The following is a 20,943-nucleotide window of genomic DNA, read 5'->3' on the forward strand; positions in this document are numbered from 1 at the left end:
AGTTAAAAATATACAATATAAAATTTAAACTACGCATATGTCCGTATGGAACTATCCATAATAACCCATATAAAGTGAAACTTTAATCAGCCCTCACCAATCGGGATAAAACATAACAAGGAGTAAGCAAACAAATGGGGTCTTTTAATAAATGGATTCGTGGTGAAAAATCTTTTTCTAACCAAGAGCAAGCTGATCACACATTAAATAAATCTATTTCTTCTTCCCTTCCCCTTAATTTAAAGCACTTGTCCAAACTGTTTAGCGGTATTCCAGAATTAATAACACGCAATTTTCCATTAAAAAACGGACAGGAAGCTGCACTTATATATATGGAAGGACTTGTAGACAAAACTGTTATTAACGTAAACATCCTTCGTCCTCTCTTATTTAAAGAGTGGAATGAAGACGATTTTTGGGAAGCCTCTGTTTCTATCGGAAATATTAAAAAGATTGAGCAGTGGACAGACATTGAACAATCTCTTTTACACGGCAAAAGTATTTTATTTATAAACGGGCAATTATCCGCTTTAGAGCTTGATACGCAAGCGGCACCAAAAAGGAGCATTGAAGAGCCTACAACAGAGAGCTCCATAAAAAGCTCACACGAAGGATTTAATGAAGTAGCGAGCGACAGCCTTGCACTTATTCGTCGATATATTCCAAATCGCGAATTGAAAGTGAAGGAATTCACTGTTGGTGAACGAGCTACTTCAAAGGTTTTTTTGCTTTATCTAGCAGATGTTGCGGACGAAGATGTCGTAAAAGAAATGGCATCCCGTATCGAATCAGTAAAAGTGGATGCGATTCTTACTACCGGAGAATTAGAAGGATTTGTTGAAGATAATTCCTATACTCTCTTTCCGCAATTATCAATAACTGAACGTCCTGACACAACAGCACATCATATTCTAGATGGGCGAATTGCTGTTGTTGTAGATCGTTCACCAGGCGTATTAATAGGACCAATGACTTTTTCAGCTTTTTTTCAGACGATAGATGATTACAGCTTCAGACCAATGATTCCATCTTTTATACGATTACTTCGTTTCACTGGATTATTTATTGCAATTTTTGCTCCTGCTCTTTATATTGCTATGATTTCCTTTCATTATGAAGTGATTCCACTTAAATTATTGTTAACGATTGGAGAATCTCGAGCTAAAATTCCTTTTCCTCCTATATTAGAAGCACTTTTGATGGAATTAGTACTTGAAATGCTCCGCGAAGCTGCAGTTCGGCTTCCGGGTCCCGTTGGACAAACCATTGGCGTCGTAGGAGGGATTGTCATCGGACAAGCTGCAGTTCAAGCAGGAATAGTAAGTAATGTCATGGTTATCGTCGTATCTATTACTGCAGTCGCTTCTTTCATCATCCCTAATCTAGAAATGTCTGCAGGAATTCGACTTCTTCGCTTCCCAATGATGATAATTGCCTCTTTATTTGGTGTCATTGGCATTATGGTTGGGATGGCAATCATTATTATTCATATACTTTCTATGGAATCTCTCGGTGTTCCTTATGGTAGTCCTTTTTCTCCGTTATTTGCTTCGGATTTAAAAGATATTCTTATACGTTTACCATGGAAAATAATGAAGAAGCGCCCACTATCCCTTAACTTAAAACAAGAGAATCGACAACGCGATATAGAAGGAACGGAGGAAGAGAAGTGACAAAGCGTGCAAAGAGGGAGATTAGTTTATTTCAATACATTTTAACGATTAGTGGTGTTCAAGTAGGATTCGGTGTCCTTACACTTCCTCGTGAAGTTGCACAAGGGGCGAATACAGATGGATGGATTTCTATTATTATTGGATGCGCTATCACTACTTTAGTCAGTCTATGTATTGTAAAAATTATGGAAAAGCATCCTGGGTATACTTTACTTGATGTGCTGACTCGTTATCTTGGGAAGTGGCTAGGAAAATTCGCTATGCTTCTTTGGATTTTATACGCTATACTTGCTGCGGTCTCCTTAATCTTTTCTCTTTTATATGTCATTCACATTTGGATTTTACCTAGAACTCCAATGTTTTTAATTATGATTTTGCTTTCTATTCCAATGCTTATGCTTGCATGTAAAGGTGTACTTATTATTAGTCGCTTTGCCGTTTTCACTGTGCTTTTTACCCTCTGGATACCATTACTATTGTTTATCCCTCTTAAAGATGGTCATTGGATATATCTTCTTCCCTTTCTAAAGGAAGGATGGCTACCAGTTGTAACCACAGTGAAATCAACTATCATTGCGTCTCTCGGATTCGAGTTTGCATTCGTCCTTTATCCCTATCTAACTAACAAATCAGCTGCAAAAAAAGGCATCGTTCTTGCAAATATGATTACGTTATTCGTCTACCTACAAGTTACGTTCGTTTCTTTCGTTTATTTTAGCCCAGATGGTATAACTAAGTTTTTATGGCCGACTCTTTCTCTTATTACACCATTTCACTTTTCATTTCTGGAACGGTTTGAAATTATCTTTTTGTCATTTTACCTCTTCATTATTTTCGATTCGTGCATTCCTTATATTTTTACCGCTTCAGATGGAATCAATCAATTACTTAACAAAAAAGGGAGTTCGTTACCTGTTTGGATTTTATTATTCGGATGCATTTTCGTTCTATTCTTTTATATCCCTTCCTCTTACCAAATAAGTGCGTTGCGAGAATTTTGGGGAGCTGCCAGTTATTTTATCGTTTTTCTATTTCCAGTCGTATTTCTCTTATACATGACACTATATCAGTATTGGGAAAGGAGAAGAGTTTAAATGAGGCGCTTTATTCATTTCACTATACTTTGCTTTCTCATAACCTTTTTAACAGGCTGTGGAGATCGTCTAGACTTAGAAAAACAATCGATTTCATTAATTTACGGCTTTGACGCAAAAGCAAAAGGTAAATTAATTGTGTACCACGTAAACCCTATTTTTAATGAAGATGTGGAGAAAAAGTACGAAACTCATGAAGCGAAAGTACGTACACCCCGAGAAGCAAAAGCAACGTTTAATAGTTCAAGTAGCGGTTTAGTGTCTACAGAAAAGTTACAGCTCATTTTATTTAGTACGAAATTTTTAAAACAAGAAGGTGCTATGCCTTACCTTGATGTTTGGTACCGCGATCCTAAAAATACCGGAAACATGCGCATGGTTGCAGTAGACGGGCCAATTTCTTCTGTTATATATAACAACTTTAAAGATAAACCTGCTCTTCCTGAGTATTTAACAGATTTAATTAATACAAATAAATTATACAATCGGACAGTTTTCACACCATTTCATGAATTTCATAGACAAACGTTTAATAAAGGTATAACACCTGCTATTTCAGAAATAAAAAAAGGAAAAAAAGATGTTATCGTTACAGGCTCTGCACTTTTAACTTCTCGCGGAATTTATAAGATGTCTTTAAATCGCTATGAAAGTGCCCTTCTGCTCATGTTGCAAAAAAAAGCTAATATACCTGTTTCACTTACAATGAAAATCCCTTCGCATTCAGTTGAAAGTAATAGTCATCTAAAAGATACAGAAGGTGAAGATTTCGTATCAATAAACGTTCTTAGCATGAATCGTGATATCCGTACAGGCTATAGCGATAACCACTTCAAATTTAATGTTAAAATGGATTTAAAAATTGCCGTATCTGAACTTACATTCAATATGGATATAGATAAAGATAGGAAGAAATTAACTTCTCTTATTACAAAACAACTAAACAAAGATTTGAACAATTTAATCCACAAAATTCAAAAACAACAACTCGATCCATTCGGATTTGGTGATTATGCGAGAGCGTTTCAATATGAAGAATGGAAAAAAGTTGAAGACGCTTGGCCGAGTGTCTTTTCAAAAGCTAACGTGAAAGTAACACCTACGATTAAAATTTTAGAAAATGGGATTATTAAATAGCAAAAAAACACGCTACTTGCTCTTATACGTTTAAAGAGTAAGTAGCGTGTTATCATTTTTATTTTGAAGCTTCTTATACAGTTACACTTCTGTTTCTTGTTCTTCACTTTCCGCTTGTTCCAATCTTTGCTGCTCCGCAATTTCATCTGAAATCATCCCATAATAAATTTCTGGATACAATCCAAATATTTGATATACACTTCCTAAAAACGGCATCGGAATCCCTCTTTTCTAAAGTTGTATTGCCACTTTTAAGGATTCCCTTTTCATTCATTATACATTCGTTTTTGGCGTTTCTTCTTCATCATGAACGCTTAATAAATTTTGCCATTTTTTATAAGGCGCACTATTTGGATCTACGTATCCTTTCGCGTACGAACGATCCCACAATTGTTTAATAAACATTTCTTTCTCTTTCTTGGCAACCATATCGGCACCTGTACCGTAATAGTTTTGGAAATATAACTCAATTTCATCAAGGAATAACCTTAATAATTCATCAGAAGTTTCTTCTAACGTTGGATCATATTTCGCTTCACGGTCATACATTAAAATCATATCTAAAATATTATGGACATGCTCTTTACGTAGCCATCTAATATCTTGAGCACCTAATACAAATGGATGTGTATATAAATGCCCACCTTGTATCATCGCCTTTTCTTGTTCTTCTTCAAACCTGGATAAGATGTTTTCATAAATGAACGGATTATGAAGTAACGCTCTGTGCAATTTATAACTTTCGCTTGAAATATTTTTCCCCATCGACTGAATTAAGAAACTACGTCCAACGCCGTTATATTGATACACGAATTGACCATCAACAGCAACTAAACTAATCCAGCGATATATATACGCGTATAGAAGAGCTCGATTACATTTATCATAATCTAACTTCGTTTGCGTTGCATTTAAGTCTGGCATGAATGCTGGTAAGTGCCAATACTTATCTAAATGCGGTGTTAAACTAGATTTTTTACTATTCAACTTGTTTACACGGCGATAGTACGACTGAAAATAATCACCTTTATCATTCATAAATCCATTTGCAATATGTCCAGACGAAAGCTTAGGAAAGTCTTGTAGTGATAAACCGTAATGTGCACGATAACAAATGACTTCAAATGGCGAGAAAGCTTCATTTACTGTATCTTTTTCTTTAAACATTTCTTGCATTAATTCCTCTTGCAGTTCTTTCTTTAAAGATGGGTGTATACCCCAATATTGTAATTCCCTATGATGAGAAACTTTCGGCACGAATGGACTTGCTAAATGGAACAAGTCTTCAATTTTTTCACGAACATATTCATCACGATCACGATTCTTATAATCCGCTTCTTTTCGTAATGCCTCAACGATATTCAGCTCTAATTTATCGCGATAGCGTATTTGTAATTCATCATAGCAATAACTTAGTATGTGCTCACGATAAAAGTCTTCTACCTTTTTCGATTGAATTTCTTCTGTTTTCGCATCCCGGCAATATTCCCCGTATAAGCTCATATAAATTTCTGCTGATATATCTTTCGGTAATACACCTAAATTTAAATGTTGTTGCATATCTTGCCATATCTTTTCTTGTAACTTCTCTTCCGCTAATACGTATACATTCGTTGGGTTTGTTTTCCCTTCAAATTCTTTGCTTCGTTTTTGAATTTCGAACAATAAATTTTCACGTGTTTCATGTAAATTATCAAAAAACCTTTCCCAATATTGAATCATTTTATTAACCGCTTGATATAACGATTGATAAACGAGTTCTAATAGCATTTCTTTACGGTATTCGTTTAATTTGTGTACGTACTGCGTTACAATATCCTCAAATTCCTTTTTAAATAAACGCTGCTGGTTATTAATCATTTTTCCGAACCAACCTTGTTGTTGCGCAATTTCTACTCGACGTACAGCTGTTACCGTTCCATCAATGTTACTCACATTAAATTTCTTATCGTAATTTTGAATTAAATTACGCTTTTGTTCATTATTTTCATGTAGTCGATTCATTTTTTCCACTAACTGCTTTCGAATTTCATACAACATAAAACGAGCTGCTACTGGATGAACTGGATCTGTTTTCTTTAAAAACCATGTATTTAATTGATATGACTGGCCTTCAGAACCACTTGGTGAAAAACGGTCTGATTCAATCATGTCATATAAAAGTGTCGTTACATGTTCATGTACACGGCTCGGAATCGCATACGCATATAAACGAACCGCATGATCGACCCTTGCTACTTCACCTTTCATTTGTTCCGTCATTTTTAGCTTCGCAGCCGAAATTTTACACTCATGCTGCAGACGATTTAATTCCTCGTCTTTTTGTACCGTACGCTGTACATAACTCTCTACAGCTTCTAAAAACAGTTTAGATTTCGCAACACCAACCTTGCCGCCTTCTGCTCCTTCACGCGTTTCATTGTACATTTGTCTATAGAAAATATGAGCCTGCTCTGGACGAGTAGCAAGATGTTCTAAATCTTCTAAATAACTTTTCCCGCGCTCTGGCTTTTCACGCTGCATACCACGTTTTACATCTTGGTCATATCTATGCTTCTTCTCTTGAAACAATTGATCTAAATGAAGCCACGATTCATCTAAACCTTGCACGGCCCATTTTAAAGCACAATATTTTAACACATGCTCATATGGATAAATAATCTTTGCCGTTCCGGCCCCGCAATATCGCCCTTTCCCGCTTGATTCTGCTAATTGCTGAATTTGATTATCTTCCTGTGCAAAATGATTTGCAGACATCGGACTAAATAATTGTAAATAAATCGTATTTGCCATTTGCTCCATATAATCTGATAAATTATGCAGATGGTGTCCATGTAAATTTTCGTAATCGTATAAAAAACAATAATTGTACGGTAAATGGTGTTGTTTAATCGTGTGATTTGTTCTCCCATCCTCATCTACTTGATCCGGTCGATACTCTAATTCAATCGTAACCCCGCCGCGTTTGGATAGTTCTCCTGTAGAACCGAGCGTAATGGCATGTAATTCTTTTAACGAGGCATAGCCGTTTGCTTGCACCGTTTCAAACTCTTTCGCACTAACTGTTCTCGTCTTCACTAACACATCCGGCATTAGAAACGCACCACGTATTAAAATGTTGTGATGTTGCAGTTTTTTTCGAAGCATTTCACGTAAATATAATGCAATTTGTAGAAACATTCCTGAACCTGTTCCGCCCGCTAGTGATGTTACGATAATGACACGTACTCCATATTCCGTTTGATCGCTTGTAACTGGAAAAATCTTCTCGATTTCTTGCCAAAAGGACGTTAATTTATCTTCTTTCATCGCAGCACGTAACGCTAAACGGGAAATGACGCGTAACTGTCCTGCTCCTTCTGTTAATGGTTTATCAAGTATAGTTGGATCCATCGGAAACCACTCTGGAATCGTCGGATCTCCCGCAATATACTCCCTAGGTGTTTTACTAGAGCTCGTTTGCGTCTTAAACTTTCGAATATGATCGAATTTACTCAATGTATTCACATCTGTATCAAATACGTGCATTGCTACTTTTTTCCGGCGCTCCTCAGGTAGTCTTTCATATATTTGATGTGTCACAGTACTACCGATTCCACCTAAACCAATTAATATTGTTGGAACTTGTAACGTCATGTGAACCACCTTCCTATTCTTGCTTGTTTGAAAAAAGGAGGGAAAAATAATACTCTCCTCTTTTCCCCATCTACTATTCACACTCGTATTTGTAAATCTCCTTACCATATCCTCTATCAATTACTAAAAGTTCATTTGGATATAGTGTCTTATGTTCCATTCCAACCTCATCCTCTGTTATAAACATCCCATCAATAATCATTCCTACTACTTGTGACTCTTTCGCTACAAATATCGATTTCGATCCTTTCTTTGCTATAAACGTAACGGATTGCACAGTCTTTCTTTCTGCTCTATACGGAATACCAAAATAATGTTTCCACCATTTATTTTTGAGTAACTCTGGCTCAGATTGATATAACCAATCTTTCGCTACCTCTTGATCCCATTCGTAATACAATAATGCTTTCCGGTGAAATCTTGGACGGACAATCCATCCTAAAACGATTATTCCTACTATTAACAGTAATAAAGTGATAGGAATAACAAGCTTAAAAATAAGCGCATACTTTTCATAAAACGGCGCATTTTGAATATGGAGTGTTATATCTTTCTTTACTTTTGGTAATTTTGAATCCTGCACTACGATGGTAGCTTCTACGGTGCCGGTATCTGTAAAATTGAACGTGTCGGAGTAATGCGGTCGAGGATAAATGTAAATTTGATTACCATGCTGTTTTATTTCATAGTTGATTGATTGTTTAGATGTGACACCAGTAGATTTTAATAGTTTTTTTACAGCCTCTTCTGTCATCGGCTTATCATCTAACTGTGGTTGTATAATAAATGGTTTACTATTCTCTAAATTTGTTACTTTTTCTTCATAATCTTTCGTGACAGTTTGAAGTGATAATTTAGGCTTTTTCGTTGTTTCGATTTTAAATTCTTTCGTCTGTCTGTAAAACCCCTTTATGTTCATATGAACTTTCCCGCGTACTAATCCTTTAGTAAGCTTCGTTTCGTAATAAAATACATGTCTTTTATCGTCCCACTTCATCGCATATTGCTTCCCGTCTATTTCTACTTCGGCCTGAAAGTAAGAAGACTGAACTGGCAACTCAGTAGGTTTTGCTTCAATAACAGCTGTCACATCTTCATACATTTCCTCAACATTTTTTCTATCCTTATCCTCTTTGTCATAAGTAGAAACAGTATAATTAAGTGCCGGTTCGACTAGTACTTGTAATCCTTCTTTCTCAATATCTCGGTCCACTTCTATCGTATACGTTCCTGGTTTAATAACTTCTTCATTTTCCGTACTGATATGAACTATATTTCCGAACAATTTCGCTTCACCTGGTGCATGTATGGAAAAAGAAGATTGTAATTGTAATGGTTTAGAAATTTGTGTGACCTGATAATCGGGCAGAGAAGGCGATTGTCGCACAAGCGTCATACGCTTTAACGGAAATGGTGTTGTAATCTCTACTTTCTTCCCTACTACTTTCGTTTTTACAATCGATTCAACAGAGGAGAACGGATCACGATTTGCAACTAATGCCGCCACTTGATTGACGCTTTTTACAATACCATCCTCTCCACTAGATGGCATCGTAACTCCATTTATCTCTTTCTTCCATATTTCTTTAAACGTATTTAGTTGTGCCTTTTCTTGCTGTCCTAAATCCTCTTCCATCGTAATTAAAATTGGATGTAATGATATCTTTTTTGCATACATTTCTTTCTTAAACTGTGCTAACTTCTGTGTAATTTGTTCTTTTCCGCCAATCTTATCTTTCTCTAAATCATTAAATGCCCCGTCAGTTAACACAATAAGCCAAAATTCACGTTTCCCATCTATATCTGCTTCCTTTTTTATAGATTGCATCGCCGTTTCTACTGCGCTAAACGGAGTATTTAAATACGTTTTCCACGCTCCAATTCCCTCAATTTCCGTTTGTCTCTTATCCTTCGTTAACGAAATGTTTAATGGATCATTCGGCTTGCTCATTGGAACGTAAGAAAATGTATCTTTTTCATCTAATAGCGCAACTAAACTTTGCAAAGCATAATTGGCATATTTCCAGCGATCGTTATTTCTCATGCTGCCCGAATCATCATATACAAGTGAAACGACCCTTTCCTTTGCCTCCTCTCCTTTTGCAAAAGTCCAAAAAGGATGTAACCATATAAATAGAAACAACATGAATGTGGCACAAATTCGAATTTTCATGATGAGGCTTCGCCACCTTTGTAGACAAATTCCTATGTTTAAATTTATGAGAGGATACAAGATATATGACTTGTATTTTAGGACAACGAACGCAGCATAACTTTATTATGTAAACAGTGATAAAAACTGAATATGATTCCTTCTAGCGTTTTCTATCCGATCATATAAGTAAAAAAGCCTGTTTAAGCTCTACACTTAAAACAGACTTTTCCTACTTTTTATATTGAAAACAAATAACAAAAAGTTTGATTTTTGACTTAACACATCACTTCTATTGTAAATCCACCAGGTGCTTCCACATAAAACGTATACGCATGTGCATGCTTAGGAGGTTCGACCAAAAATCCATCCTCTTTCAACCTTTGATTCATCTTATTTACTTGTTCTTCACTTTCTTGAGGAAACCCTACATGAAATGTTTTCGGATAATGTACGTCTTTCCCTTTCATTAACGTTAATATAAACCCATCGTTATCAAGCATAACTGCAAAGCCATTTCCCCTTGCCCCGCTACAAGTTAAACCAAAATATTTTTCTAAAAACTCTCTAGTAGCTGCTACATCTGAAACTGTTAAATTAAGATGTTTAATTTTCAAACCATCACCATCTTTCTTAATTTTCTAACATTTTACCATATAAAGTGAAACTTTAATAAGTGGGGGGGGTTCACCTCCCGCTTATTATTAGTTGAACCAATCGGGCTTTTACGGACAATTGATCCCCTGCCCCCCTTCTTTGCTTCCGCTGAATTTTGAGATGGGGATTTTACTGTCCGTTAATGCGGGACAAATAAAAAACACGCCTTCACAGCGTGTTTCATTTCTTCACATACACTTCAACAATCGGATTATCTTTATGATCCGCATGTAAGCGTATATTCTCTTCACTTGTACGATAAATGCCAGCTAATAACATAATCGTTAACACGTTAGGAGTTTTTACATCACTCCCGTATTTCCTTTCCAGCGCTTCCTTATATTCAAAATCCAAATCCCCCTGCACATATGTATACACTTCAAAACCATCTTCTAAATTGCAAACTACTGTATCAATAATATCTGCCCCTACTTGCTTTTTCATTTCCTCTCGCAATGCTTCAATAAATTCTTCCCACGGTACTTCGTATGTCTGAAACTGATCTGTAGATTTCATGCCTTTTCCTCCTTATATATCCTCTTCCTATATTTCCCCTTTCCTATAACAATTATGATAGTTAGGGCATTCGTACAAGCCGCACTTGTCCCCCTTACATATCGTATTACTGTAATGGGGAAGGAGGAATGAATATGCATAGACAAAAATGTTATGATACGTGCCGACGTTACTTCGGAAAAGTGGTTCGGATTGAAGACCGTGATGGCCGTATACATTTAGGTAAAATAATCGATGTGACACAAAGCTCTGTATGGATTGAACCGGTGCAACAGCGCTCATCTTTTGATTCAGGATTCGGATACTATGACGCTTATGCAAATGGTGGTTGCGACCTTTGCGGCGGCCTTAGCAGATGTGATAGTTGCGGATTTGGTTGTGGTGGTGGATTCAGCGGCTGTGGATGTGGTGGTCGTGGTTGTAGTAATTGTGGTTGCGGTGGCTGGGGAGGCGGCGGTTGTGGCTGGGGTGTTGAACTCGGATTTGGTTTCATCTTCGGAATTACATTAGCTGCATTATTTTTCATTTAACATAAGTAAAGAGTTGACTATCTTTAGCCAACTCTTTTTCTTTATTTTTCACATATAAAAATACGATGACCTAAAATATGTTGGTACATAAGTCGTACATTTTCATGCTGTACCCATGCCTCATATAACTCATTCGGAATAAATTGTGATACATTCCATTCCGGCTCTTCTATATAGCCAGAAATCGTTTCGGCAATTGTGCCACCGCCAGCAATAGTAACCCGCCGAAAATTTGCTTTCTGAAATAATTGTACCCACTCGCTCTCAGTTAATAGTTCTTTCATCCCGTATAATTGAGCGATTTTTTCTTCCTCTCCCTTATCGATGTGCCTATCAATAATCATTTCAATGACAACAAGCTTACCGTCTTTCTGTAATACACGATAGCACTCTGAAATAACCTTTTCTTTTTCTGTAAAAGCGAGTATCGATTCTCCGAGTACGAACTCAAATGAATCATGTAAACAAGGTAATTGCTCTACATTTCCTTCAATTAATTGAATGTCTAGTCCTTCAAACAACCATCTATCTTTCGCCTTTTGAATCATAATTTCATTCTTTTCAACCGCCGTTACTTTATAACCACACTCTTTTGTCATATACGCCGCTGTTTTCCCCGTACCGCAGCCGAGTTCAAGGACATTTGCTCCATATCTAAAAGGCAATTGTGCTAACAGTTGTTTTGTTAACGTAAAACCACCAGGATGAGCACTCCCTATTCCATAATAAGCTAGGAAATCGATGTATGTGTTTCGTTTCATAAAATTCTCCTTTAAATTTTCTATAATACATATATTCACCCATCCATAATTAGTGCACATAAAAAAGCATTCCCAAGTGCGATACCGCAACTTGAAAATGCTCTTCTCTTTTTTATTTCTCTTCAATATACGCCCATTTAAAGCTATATTCCGGACTAATATTATGTTTCACAATTCCCTTTACATTCGGTTTCATAACATATGATTTAGCACTTTGATATAAAGGTACAAGTGCTACATCTTCCTCAAGTAACAATTTCTCTGCCTTCCCTAATTCTGTCCAACGTTTTTTTGCATCAGCCATCCATTCTGTCTTACTTTTATTAATAACGTCATCATATTTTGAATTTGAGTAGCTCATCTGGTTTTGCGAATTTTTTGTTTCAAACATATCAAGGTATGTCATTGGATCCGCATAATCTGGATTCCAGCCACCATATGAAAAATCATAATCTTGGTCTGATTCTAATTTTAGTTTTTGCTTAAATGGTTGCAACTTAATATTTACTGTCACACCTTTTAAATTCTTTTCAACTTGATCTTTTACATACTCCCCAACTTTTTTCGCATTACCAGTATCATAATTTAAAAGTTCAATTGTCACTTGATCTTTTCCAAGTTCTTTTTTCGCTTCTTCCCATGCTGCTGCTGCCTTTTTGGAGTCTTGTTTTAAACCATTCTTAAACGTTTCTGCGAAATCTTTACCGTCTGGTCCACTTGCTAAACCTTTTGGTACTAAGTAATCCACTGGTTTTGAACCATCATTTAAAATAACATTCGTTAAAGCTTTCTTATCAATTGATAATGCAATTGCTTCACGTAGTTTTTTGCTCTTTAACGGTGTATCTTGCCCACCACGTTTTTGATTTAGACGTAAGTAAAACGTACTTGTTTCCGAATAGGCCCCAAACTCTTCTTTATTGTTTCTATACTTATCCACGAATTCACCTGATAATAGTGCGAAATCAATTGCACCTGTATCAAATAAGTTTACTCTTGTAGCTACTTCTTTTACTACACTATAGTTGATTTCATCTAGTTTTACAGTCTTTTTATCCCAATATTGATCATTTTTCTTTAATTTCCAGCCTTGCTCATGCTTCCAATCAGTAAGCACAAATGGACCATTATAAAGTGTTGTATCAGACTCTAAACCAAATTTATTCCCTTTTTCTTTTACGAACTTTTCATTTAATGGATAGTATGACGCAAATGCCATTAAGTTCAAGAAATATGGTACAGGTCTTTCTAGTTCTACTTCAAGCGTATAATCATCTACCGCTTTTACACCTAATGTCGAAACTTCTCCTTTTCCTTGATTAATCGCTTCTGCATTTTTAAGATAGTAAGCAATAAATGCATACTCAGCAGCTGTTTTTGGATCTACTAGACGTTGCCATGCAAATACGAAATCTTTCGCTGTTACAGGATCACCATTTGACCATTTTGCATCTTTCCGTAATTTAAATGTATATTTTTTGCCATCCTCGCTTTTTGTGCTAGATTCCGCTACAGCTGGGATTGGCTTATTATCTTTATCTAATCGATATAAACCTTCCATTGTATTCCCTAAAATTTGTGAGCCAAGTGTATCTGTATTTTTTGAAGTATCCATCGTCGGAATTTCATTCGTTTCTGTACGATTTAGCACTTGCTTTGCCGCATATTTAATATCAGATTTCTTCTCTTCTCCACCATTATTAGATGTCGTTGTCGTTTTCTTCTCCCCACCTGAAGATCCAGAACACGCTGTTAACGCCATACTCATCGCTAAAACTGGTGCTACAACCGCCGTAAACTTTTTCATCTTTTTCTTCATTCTTGTACCCTCCCCAATTTATATGTACGAAACTAACTTTGAGAGATTTCTAATTTAAATTATCAGAAAATTATTACTAATTATTATTCTACTATTTTCCCTTGGAATGTAAAGTGTTTTTAAAATATTCATAATAATTAATTTATTTACTTCGATAACAATCTATTACTACTATACGAATTCTCCCCCATCTACTATATGTAAGTACCACTTTTCTTATTCTTCTCTATCTATTTAAATTTAATTGGATAGCAAAAGAGCGTTTAAAAAAAATAAATAATATATTTTTCAAACGCTCTTTTTTCTTTTTTCTTATTTCCCTTCCGTTACATACGCCCACTTAAAGCTATATTCTGGACTAATATTGTGTTTCACAATTCCTTTAACAGTCGGTTTCATTACATACGCTCTTCCTGTTTGATATAAAGGAACTAGCCCAGCATCTTCTTCAAGGAATAGTTTTTCAGCTTTTCCTAACGTTTCCCAACGTTTCTTCGCATCACCCATTAATTCATTACCTGCTTTTTGTACCATTTCGTCGTATTTTGCATTTGAATAACTCATTTGGTTATATGGACTCTTCGATTCAAACATATCAATAAATGTCATTGGATCCGCATAGTCTGGACTCCAACCTGCATAAGAAATTTCATAATCTTGTGCAGTCTCTAATTTTAATTTTTGTTTGAACGGCTGAATTTTTGTATTAATTGTTACACCTTTTAAATTTTTCTCAATTTGATCTTTAACATAATCAGCAATCTTTTTCGCAGTTCCATCATCATAGCTTAGTAATTCAATTGTAACTTGATCTTTTCCAAGTTCTTTTTTCGCTGCTTCCCAAGCTGCTGCACCTTTTTTCGGATCATATTTCAGGCCATTTTTAAATGTATCTTGGTAATCTTTACCGTCTGGTCCTGTCGCAAGTCCTTTTGGTACTAATTGATCTGTTGCTTTTGAACCATTATTTAAAATAACGTTTGCCAGTCCTTTTTTATCAACCGATAATGCAATTGCTTCACGAAGCTTTTTGCTCTTTAACGGCGTATCTTGTCCGTTACGCTTTTGATTTAAACGTAAGAAGAATGTACTTGATTCTGCATACTCGCCATATTCTTCTTTGTTCGATTTATATTTATCTACAAACTCTCCTGATAGTAGTGTGAAATCAATTGACCCTGTATCATATAAGTTTACTTTCGTCGCAACTTCTTTCACTACACTATAGTTAATTTCTTCTAATTTTACAGTCTTCTTATCCCAATACTTATCATTTTTCTTTAGCTGCCATCCTTGTTCATGTTTCCATGAAGACATCACGAACGGCCCGTTATACACCGTTGTATCTGCTTCTAAACCGTACTTATCGCCTTTTTCTTTTACGAATTTTTCATTTAACGGATAGTATGACGGGAATGCTAGTAAATTCAAGAAATATGGTACTGGCTTTTCCAATTCTACCTCTAGTGTATAATCATCTACTGCTTTTGCCCCCAAATCTGTTAGAGGTTTTTCACCTTTATTAATTGCTTCTGCGTTTTTAATATAGTAAGCAATAAATGCGTATTCTGACGCTGTATTTTTATCAAGTAAGCGCTGCCATGCAAATACGAAATCTTTCGCTGTTACAGGATCACCATTCGACCATTTTGCATCTTTACGTAATTTAAATGTATATTTTTTTCCATCCTCGCTTTTCGTACTAGATTCTGCAGCAGCTGGGATTGGCTTATTATCTTTATCAAGACGATATAATCCTTCCATCGTGTTCCCTAAAATTTGTGACCCTAACGTATCAGTAGATTTAGACGTATCCATCGTCGGAATTTCTTGATTCTCTGTACGATTTAATACTTGTTTTGCTGCGTATTTAATTTCGGATTTGTTCTCTTCCCCGCCACCATTAGACGTCGTAGTTGTTTTCTTCTCCCCACCAGATCCAGAACAAGCTGTCAACGCCATACTCATCGCTAAAACTGGCGCTACAACCGCCGTGAACTTCTTCATCTTTTTCTTCATTTTTGTACCCTCCCCAATTATATGTACGAAACTAATTTTGAGAGATTTTCTAATGTTTATTTATCAGAAAATTCTTATTAATTAATATTCTACTAATTTTTCCGGTTTTGTAAAGTTATTTTTAAAATATTCTAAAAATTATTTTTTTGTGATAGTAACGAGTATTCTTTACAATTATCACGATACAAGTTCTTTCCTACATCTATCTATTTATTCGCATGTATTCTCATAATAAAAGAGCATTCCAAAAGTAAATAGTCTACTTTTAGAATGCTCTATCATTTTATCTTTCTATAGTGGATAATGAGATTCTCACTACAAAATAAGCTAAGAAACCTATATACATCCACTTAAATATAGCCTCACTGCTTAAAAATTATTTTCCATCTTTTTCAGTCATGTACGCCCACTTGAAGCTATACTCTGGGCTAATGTTATGGTGAACGATGCCTTTTGCATTTGGTTTTTGAACGTATGCATCACCACGTTGGTATAAAGGTACAAGTGCTACATCTTGCTCAAGAAGTAATTTCTCAGCTTTTCCTAGCTCTTCCCAACGTTTCTTCGCATCACCCATTAATTCTCCGCCAGCTTTTTTGATCATATCATCATATTTCGGATCAGCGAAGCTCATTTGGTTATGAGAATGATTAGACTGGAACATATCTAAGAATGTCATTGGGTCAGCGTAGTCAGGTCCCCAACCAGCATATGATAAATCATAATCTTGCTCTGTTTCTAATTTCAGCTTTTGTTTGAATGGCTGAAGTTTAATATTAACAGTTACACCTTTTAAGTTTTTCTCAATTTGATCTTTTACATATTCCCCAACTTTTTTCGCATTACCAGTGTCATAGTTTAATAGCTCAATTGTAACTTGGTCTTTTCCAAGTTCTTTTTTCGCTTCATCCCATGCAGCTGCTGCTTTTTTTGCATCTGGTTTAATACCGTTTTTAAATGTTTCTTGGAAGTCTTTACCGTCTGGTCCAGTTGCTAATCCTTTCGGTACTAAGAAGTCCGCAGGTTTAGATCCATCATTTAGAATAACGTTTGATAGATTTTTCTTATCGATTGAAAGTGCAATAGCTTCACGTAATTTCTGGCTCTTTAACGGTGTATCTTGTCCGCCACGTTTTTGGTTCATACGTAAGAAGAATGTACTTACTTGTGAGTATGTACCAAACTCTTCTTTATTATTTCTATACTTATCAACGAATTCACCTGATAATAGCGCAAAATCAATTGCATTTGTATCATATAAATTCACTCGAGTAGCTACTTCTTTTACTACACTATAGTTAATTTCATCTAGTTTTACAGTCTTTTTATCCCAATATTGATCGTTTTTCTTCAGTTTCCATCCTTGTTCATGTTTCCAATCAGTAAGAACGAACGGTCCGTTATATACTGTCGTATCAGACTCTAAACCGTATTTATCCCCTTTTTCTTTTACGAACTTCTCATTTAATGGATAGTAAGATGGGAATGCTACTAAGTTTAAGAAATATGGTACTGCTTGTTCTAATTCAACTTCTAAAGTAAGATCGTCTACTGCCTTTACTCCTAGTTCCGTTACAGGTTTTTCCCCTTTATTAACAGCTTCTGCATTTTTAATTGGGAATGCAATAAATGCATACTCGGCAGCTGTTTTTGGATCTAATAGACGTTGCCAAGCATATACGAAATCTTTTGCTGTTACAGGATCACCATTTGACCATTTTGCATCTTTACGTAGTTTAAATGTATATTTTTTACCATCCTCACTCTTCGTGCTTGATTCTGCCGCAGCTGGGATTGGTTTGTTATCTTTATCTAATCGATATAAACCTTCCATTGTGTTCCCTAAAATTTGAGAACCTAATGTATCTGTATTTTTAGAAGTATCCATTGTTGGAATCTCATTTGTTTCAGTACGATTTAGTACTTGTTTCGCTGCTAATTTTTCTTCTGATTTGCTATCTCCGCCAGAGCTAGAATTTGTGCTTGTCTTCTTATCTCCACCTGATGTAGAACATGCTGTTAATGCCATACTCATTGCTAAAACTGGTGCTACAACTGCTGTTAGTTTTTTCATTTTTTTCTTTTTCACTTTCTGTACCCTCCCTAATTCTTAACGCTCTCATTTAAGAATTTTCTGATAATTCTGTTTTTCTTTATATATTTATCAGAAGATTCTTATTAACTATTATTCTACTAATTTTTTGAGTTTTGTAAAGTGTTATTATTGAAAATTTTTTAAAAATTATTTTATTACAGTAATATTCATAAAAATTCCATAATCTTTTAAAACACTCTACCTCATTGAATTTTATGTATTGATTTAATAGTCTTTACATCCCTTCTCTACAAAAAACCTGTAAATTATTGTTAATAAATAATGTATATTATAACAAACCTCTTTTCTACAAAAATAAAAAAGTCAGCAAAGCTGACTTTTTATCCGGCCATTTTCTCTCTTTTCATTTCTTCTAGTACTTTCATATACTTCTCATTATCAAATTCATTTTCACTTTTTGCAACTACTACAGTCGCAATACCATTACCAATTAAATTAACGATAGCACGTGCTTCTGACATGAAACGATCTACACCAAGTAATAGCGCTAACCCTTCTAATGGAATAACATTCATCGCAGATAAAGTAGACGCTAGTACAATAAAGCCTCCACCTGTTACTGCGGCTGCTCCTTTAGATGTAACTAACAAAATAGCTATTATCGTTAATTGTTGACCTAGTGAAAGATCGACGTGAAAGACTTGTGCTAAAAATATAGTGGCCATCGATAAATAAATTGTTGTTCCATCTAAATTAAAAGAGTACCCCGTCGGAATGACTAAACCTACTACCGGCTTCGAACATCCGAAGTCTTCCATCTTTGTCATCATTCGCGGTAATACTGATTCTGATGATGATGTCCCAAGAACAATAAGTAATTCTTCTTTAATATGCGCTAAATATTTCCACAAACTAAATTTATAAAATTTACAAATGAAATTTAAAACAATAAAAACAAATAATGCCATTGTTGCATATACACAAATCATTAATTTACCAAGTGGAATAAGTGTACTTAAACCATATTTACCAATTGTAAACGCCATCCCGCCGAATGCTCCAATTGGTGCTAATTTCATTACAATTGATAAAATGTTAAAAAATACTTTCGATAATCTTTCAAAAAAGTCGATTACCGGTTGTCCATTTTTCCCTAACATCGTTAACCCTGCACCGAATAAAATGGAGAAAAACAAAACTTGTAAAATATCACCTTTTGCAAATGCTTCAAACATGTTAGACGGCACAATATGTAAAAAGAAATCCATCCATTTCATTTCTTGCCCGCTTTGTACATATTGTGAAACATCTCCGCCTTTTAGTTTTGAGGGATCTAATCCGTCTCCTGGACGCACAACATTCGCTACAATGATACCAATTATTAAAGCCGCTGTTGTAACAATTTCAAAATATAATAGTGCCTTCCCGCCAACACGGCCTACCTTTTTCATACTTCCCATGCTTGCAATACCAAGCACAATTGTTAAAAAGATAATCGGTGCAATAACCATTTTAATCATATTGATGAACGTTTCACCAATTGGCTTCATCTCTTGTCCAACACTCGGCCAAATCGCTCCTACTGCAATACCACAAATAATGGCCACAATAACTTGAAATGTTAAATTCTTTACAATTCTCATTTTTAATACTCCCTTATTTTTTCATTTCTCCCAAACTATTTTCATCAATAACATTTATTCTATGTGATGGCCCTCTGTTATGTAACTTAAACCTTAACTTTATGTTACACTATTATGTTAATTTTGAAAATAGTATATAACATTTGTATATAAACGACATACTATTTAACGTAATAAAAAAGCAGACATCACATCTGCTTTAATTCTCCTCAATCTGCTTTTCACTTAATCCTAGATGTGTTCTAAGAGTATTGCTCAAACTCTGTAGATCTTTTTTATTAGGATTATAATAATATACACGTTGGCCGTTTGGGCCATTAGGTAAGTATAAATCATCACCAGCTAATTGTATTTTTTCAACTGAACTGTTTAAACCGTATTTATAAAAAGATAAAATATCATCCATTACTAAATTTGTTTTAAAATCACCGTCAACCGCCTCAACTATTTTTTCTAGCTTCGTAATCGATCCTACACTTTTTAATTTACTTAAAATCGCTTCCATAACAAGTTGTTGGCGCTGTCCTCTCATTGCATCACTATCAATATGACGCGTTCTTGCTAAGGCAAGTGCCTCTTCCCCTGTTAATTTTTGTAGTCCTTTTTTCAAATGGATCGCGTCAGGTTCATCTTTACTATTTTGCTCCGTAAATTCAACTGGGACATCTACTTCAATCCCATCTAATCCATCAACAATTTTAGTAAATGAATTAAAATTAAACTTTACAAAATAATCAACAGGCACTTGTAATAACTTTTCTACCGCTTCCACTGAAGCTTGCGGCCCTCCATCTTTACCATTTTTAACGAAACCACTTCCATATGCATGCGTTATTTTATCTTTTTTCTTTTCAACCGGAACATATGTGTATGTATCACGTGGTATGCTCGTCAATTTCACAGTCTTATCATCTTTATTAAAAGTAGCTAACAGCAGTGCATCTGTATGAAATGCACCATTATACTCCTTTTGTCGCTCTTGATTTTCATCAATTCCCATAATTAAAAGTGAAACATTATTAGTAATCGGTTTTACCGTTTCCTCACGTAAATTTGATTTTTCACCACGTGCCAAATTAACATTTGATTTTTGTACGAGATTAGAAGTTTTCATATATACGTAAGTACCATATCCAAATCCGCCAAATAATAATATCGCTAACAATACACTTATTATCGTTGTCTTTTTATATTTTCGTTTATTTTTCTTTTCTCTTGAAGAAGAATGATTCTCCATATAGTTTCCTCCG

The 20,943-nt window shown here is 35.2% G+C and carries 15 protein-coding genes; 4 read left to right on the forward strand and 11 right to left on the reverse strand.

Translation table 11 applies throughout. The annotated features are described in order from the left end of the window. Positions 1 to 134 precede the first annotated feature (134 nt). Genes gerSA through gerSC form a run of 3 tightly spaced genes read left to right on the forward strand, consistent with a single transcriptional unit; the run spans position 135 to position 3,904 of the window. Positions 135 to 1,673 (forward strand): spore germination protein GerSA, encoded by a 1,539-nt coding sequence (gene gerSA / locus ACTFR9_RS09945; protein WP_000534502.1) that lies wholly within the window; start codon positions 135 to 137, stop codon positions 1,671 to 1,673. Next, positions 1,670 to 2,767 carry an endospore germination permease gene (locus ACTFR9_RS09950; protein WP_000166500.1) on the forward strand — a complete coding sequence of 366 codons (1,098 nt, stop codon included), beginning with the start codon at positions 1,670 to 1,672 and terminating at the stop codon, positions 2,765 to 2,767. The genes gerSA and ACTFR9_RS09950 overlap by 4 nt, the downstream gene beginning before the upstream one ends. Further along, complete coding sequence (gene gerSC, locus ACTFR9_RS09955; RefSeq protein WP_001252193.1) at positions 2,768 to 3,904, forward strand: spore germination protein GerSC; 1,137 nt, start codon at positions 2,768 to 2,770, stop codon at positions 3,902 to 3,904. Between the two features lie 81 nt (positions 3,905 to 3,985). Here the strand turns inward: gerSC and ACTFR9_RS09960 are convergent, their stop codons facing one another. The 5 genes from ACTFR9_RS09960 to ACTFR9_RS09980 form a co-directional block, all read right to left on the reverse strand. Further along, positions 3,986 to 4,120 (reverse strand): hypothetical protein, encoded by a 135-nt coding sequence (locus ACTFR9_RS09960; RefSeq protein ID WP_001116185.1) that lies wholly within the window; start codon positions 4,118 to 4,120, stop codon positions 3,986 to 3,988. A 57-nt stretch (positions 4,121 to 4,177) separates the two neighbouring features. Next, positions 4,178 to 7,540 carry a tubulin-like doman-containing protein gene (locus ACTFR9_RS09965; RefSeq protein ID WP_000175141.1) on the reverse strand — a complete coding sequence of 1,121 codons (3,363 nt, stop codon included), beginning with the start codon at positions 7,538 to 7,540 and terminating at the stop codon, positions 4,178 to 4,180. A 73-nt stretch (positions 7,541 to 7,613) separates the two neighbouring features. Then, on the reverse strand, positions 7,614 to 9,713 hold the full coding sequence (locus ACTFR9_RS09970; RefSeq protein WP_229136660.1) for a vWA domain-containing protein: 2,100 nt from the start codon (positions 9,711 to 9,713) through the stop codon (positions 7,614 to 7,616). Between the two features lie 257 nt (positions 9,714 to 9,970). After that, on the reverse strand, positions 9,971 to 10,309 hold the full coding sequence (locus ACTFR9_RS09975) for a VOC family protein (protein ID WP_074540668.1): 339 nt from the start codon (positions 10,307 to 10,309) through the stop codon (positions 9,971 to 9,973). Positions 10,310 to 10,529: 220 nt separating this feature from the next. Continuing rightward, entirely contained in the window at positions 10,530 to 10,865 is a 336-nt protein-coding gene (locus ACTFR9_RS09980; RefSeq protein ID WP_074540667.1) for a hypothetical protein, read from the reverse strand. Positions 10,866 to 10,999: 134 nt separating this feature from the next. Here ACTFR9_RS09980 and ACTFR9_RS09985 point away from each other — a divergent pair, with 134 nt between their 5' ends. Further along, positions 11,000 to 11,395 (forward strand): hypothetical protein, encoded by a 396-nt coding sequence (locus ACTFR9_RS09985; protein WP_042875367.1) that lies wholly within the window; start codon positions 11,000 to 11,002, stop codon positions 11,393 to 11,395. A gap of 41 nt (positions 11,396 to 11,436) precedes the next feature. Here the strand turns inward: ACTFR9_RS09985 and ACTFR9_RS09990 are convergent, their stop codons facing one another. The 6 genes from ACTFR9_RS09990 to ACTFR9_RS10015 all read right to left on the reverse strand — a co-directional run bounded on the left by ACTFR9_RS09990 (position 11,437) and on the right by ACTFR9_RS10015 (position 20,930). Beyond that, entirely contained in the window at positions 11,437 to 12,156 is a 720-nt protein-coding gene (locus ACTFR9_RS09990) for a class I SAM-dependent methyltransferase (protein ID WP_000828278.1), read from the reverse strand. A gap of 112 nt (positions 12,157 to 12,268) precedes the next feature. Then, complete coding sequence (locus ACTFR9_RS09995) at positions 12,269 to 13,975, reverse strand: peptide ABC transporter substrate-binding protein (RefSeq protein WP_229136659.1); 1,707 nt, start codon at positions 13,973 to 13,975, stop codon at positions 12,269 to 12,271. A 312-nt stretch (positions 13,976 to 14,287) separates the two neighbouring features. Further along, positions 14,288 to 15,994: a peptide ABC transporter substrate-binding protein gene (locus tag ACTFR9_RS10000; protein ID WP_000728455.1), complete on the reverse strand. Its 1,707-nt coding sequence runs from the start codon at positions 15,992 to 15,994 to the stop codon at positions 14,288 to 14,290. Between the two features lie 376 nt (positions 15,995 to 16,370). Further along, on the reverse strand, positions 16,371 to 18,083 hold the full coding sequence (locus ACTFR9_RS10005; RefSeq protein ID WP_000727521.1) for a peptide ABC transporter substrate-binding protein: 1,713 nt from the start codon (positions 18,081 to 18,083) through the stop codon (positions 16,371 to 16,373). Between the two features lie 347 nt (positions 18,084 to 18,430). After that, positions 18,431 to 19,693: a dicarboxylate/amino acid:cation symporter gene (locus ACTFR9_RS10010; RefSeq protein ID WP_001223621.1), complete on the reverse strand. Its 1,263-nt coding sequence runs from the start codon at positions 19,691 to 19,693 to the stop codon at positions 18,431 to 18,433. 199 nt (positions 19,694 to 19,892) lie between these two features. Next, on the reverse strand, positions 19,893 to 20,930 hold the full coding sequence (locus ACTFR9_RS10015) for an LCP family protein (RefSeq protein ID WP_000427602.1): 1,038 nt from the start codon (positions 20,928 to 20,930) through the stop codon (positions 19,893 to 19,895). Positions 20,931 to 20,943: the final 13 nt, after the last annotated feature.

The organism is Bacillus cereus group sp. MYBK222-1, assembly GCF_051916425.1.
In the GTDB taxonomy this organism is placed as follows: Bacteria; Bacillota; Bacilli; order Bacillales; family Bacillaceae_G; genus Bacillus_A; species Bacillus_A paranthracis.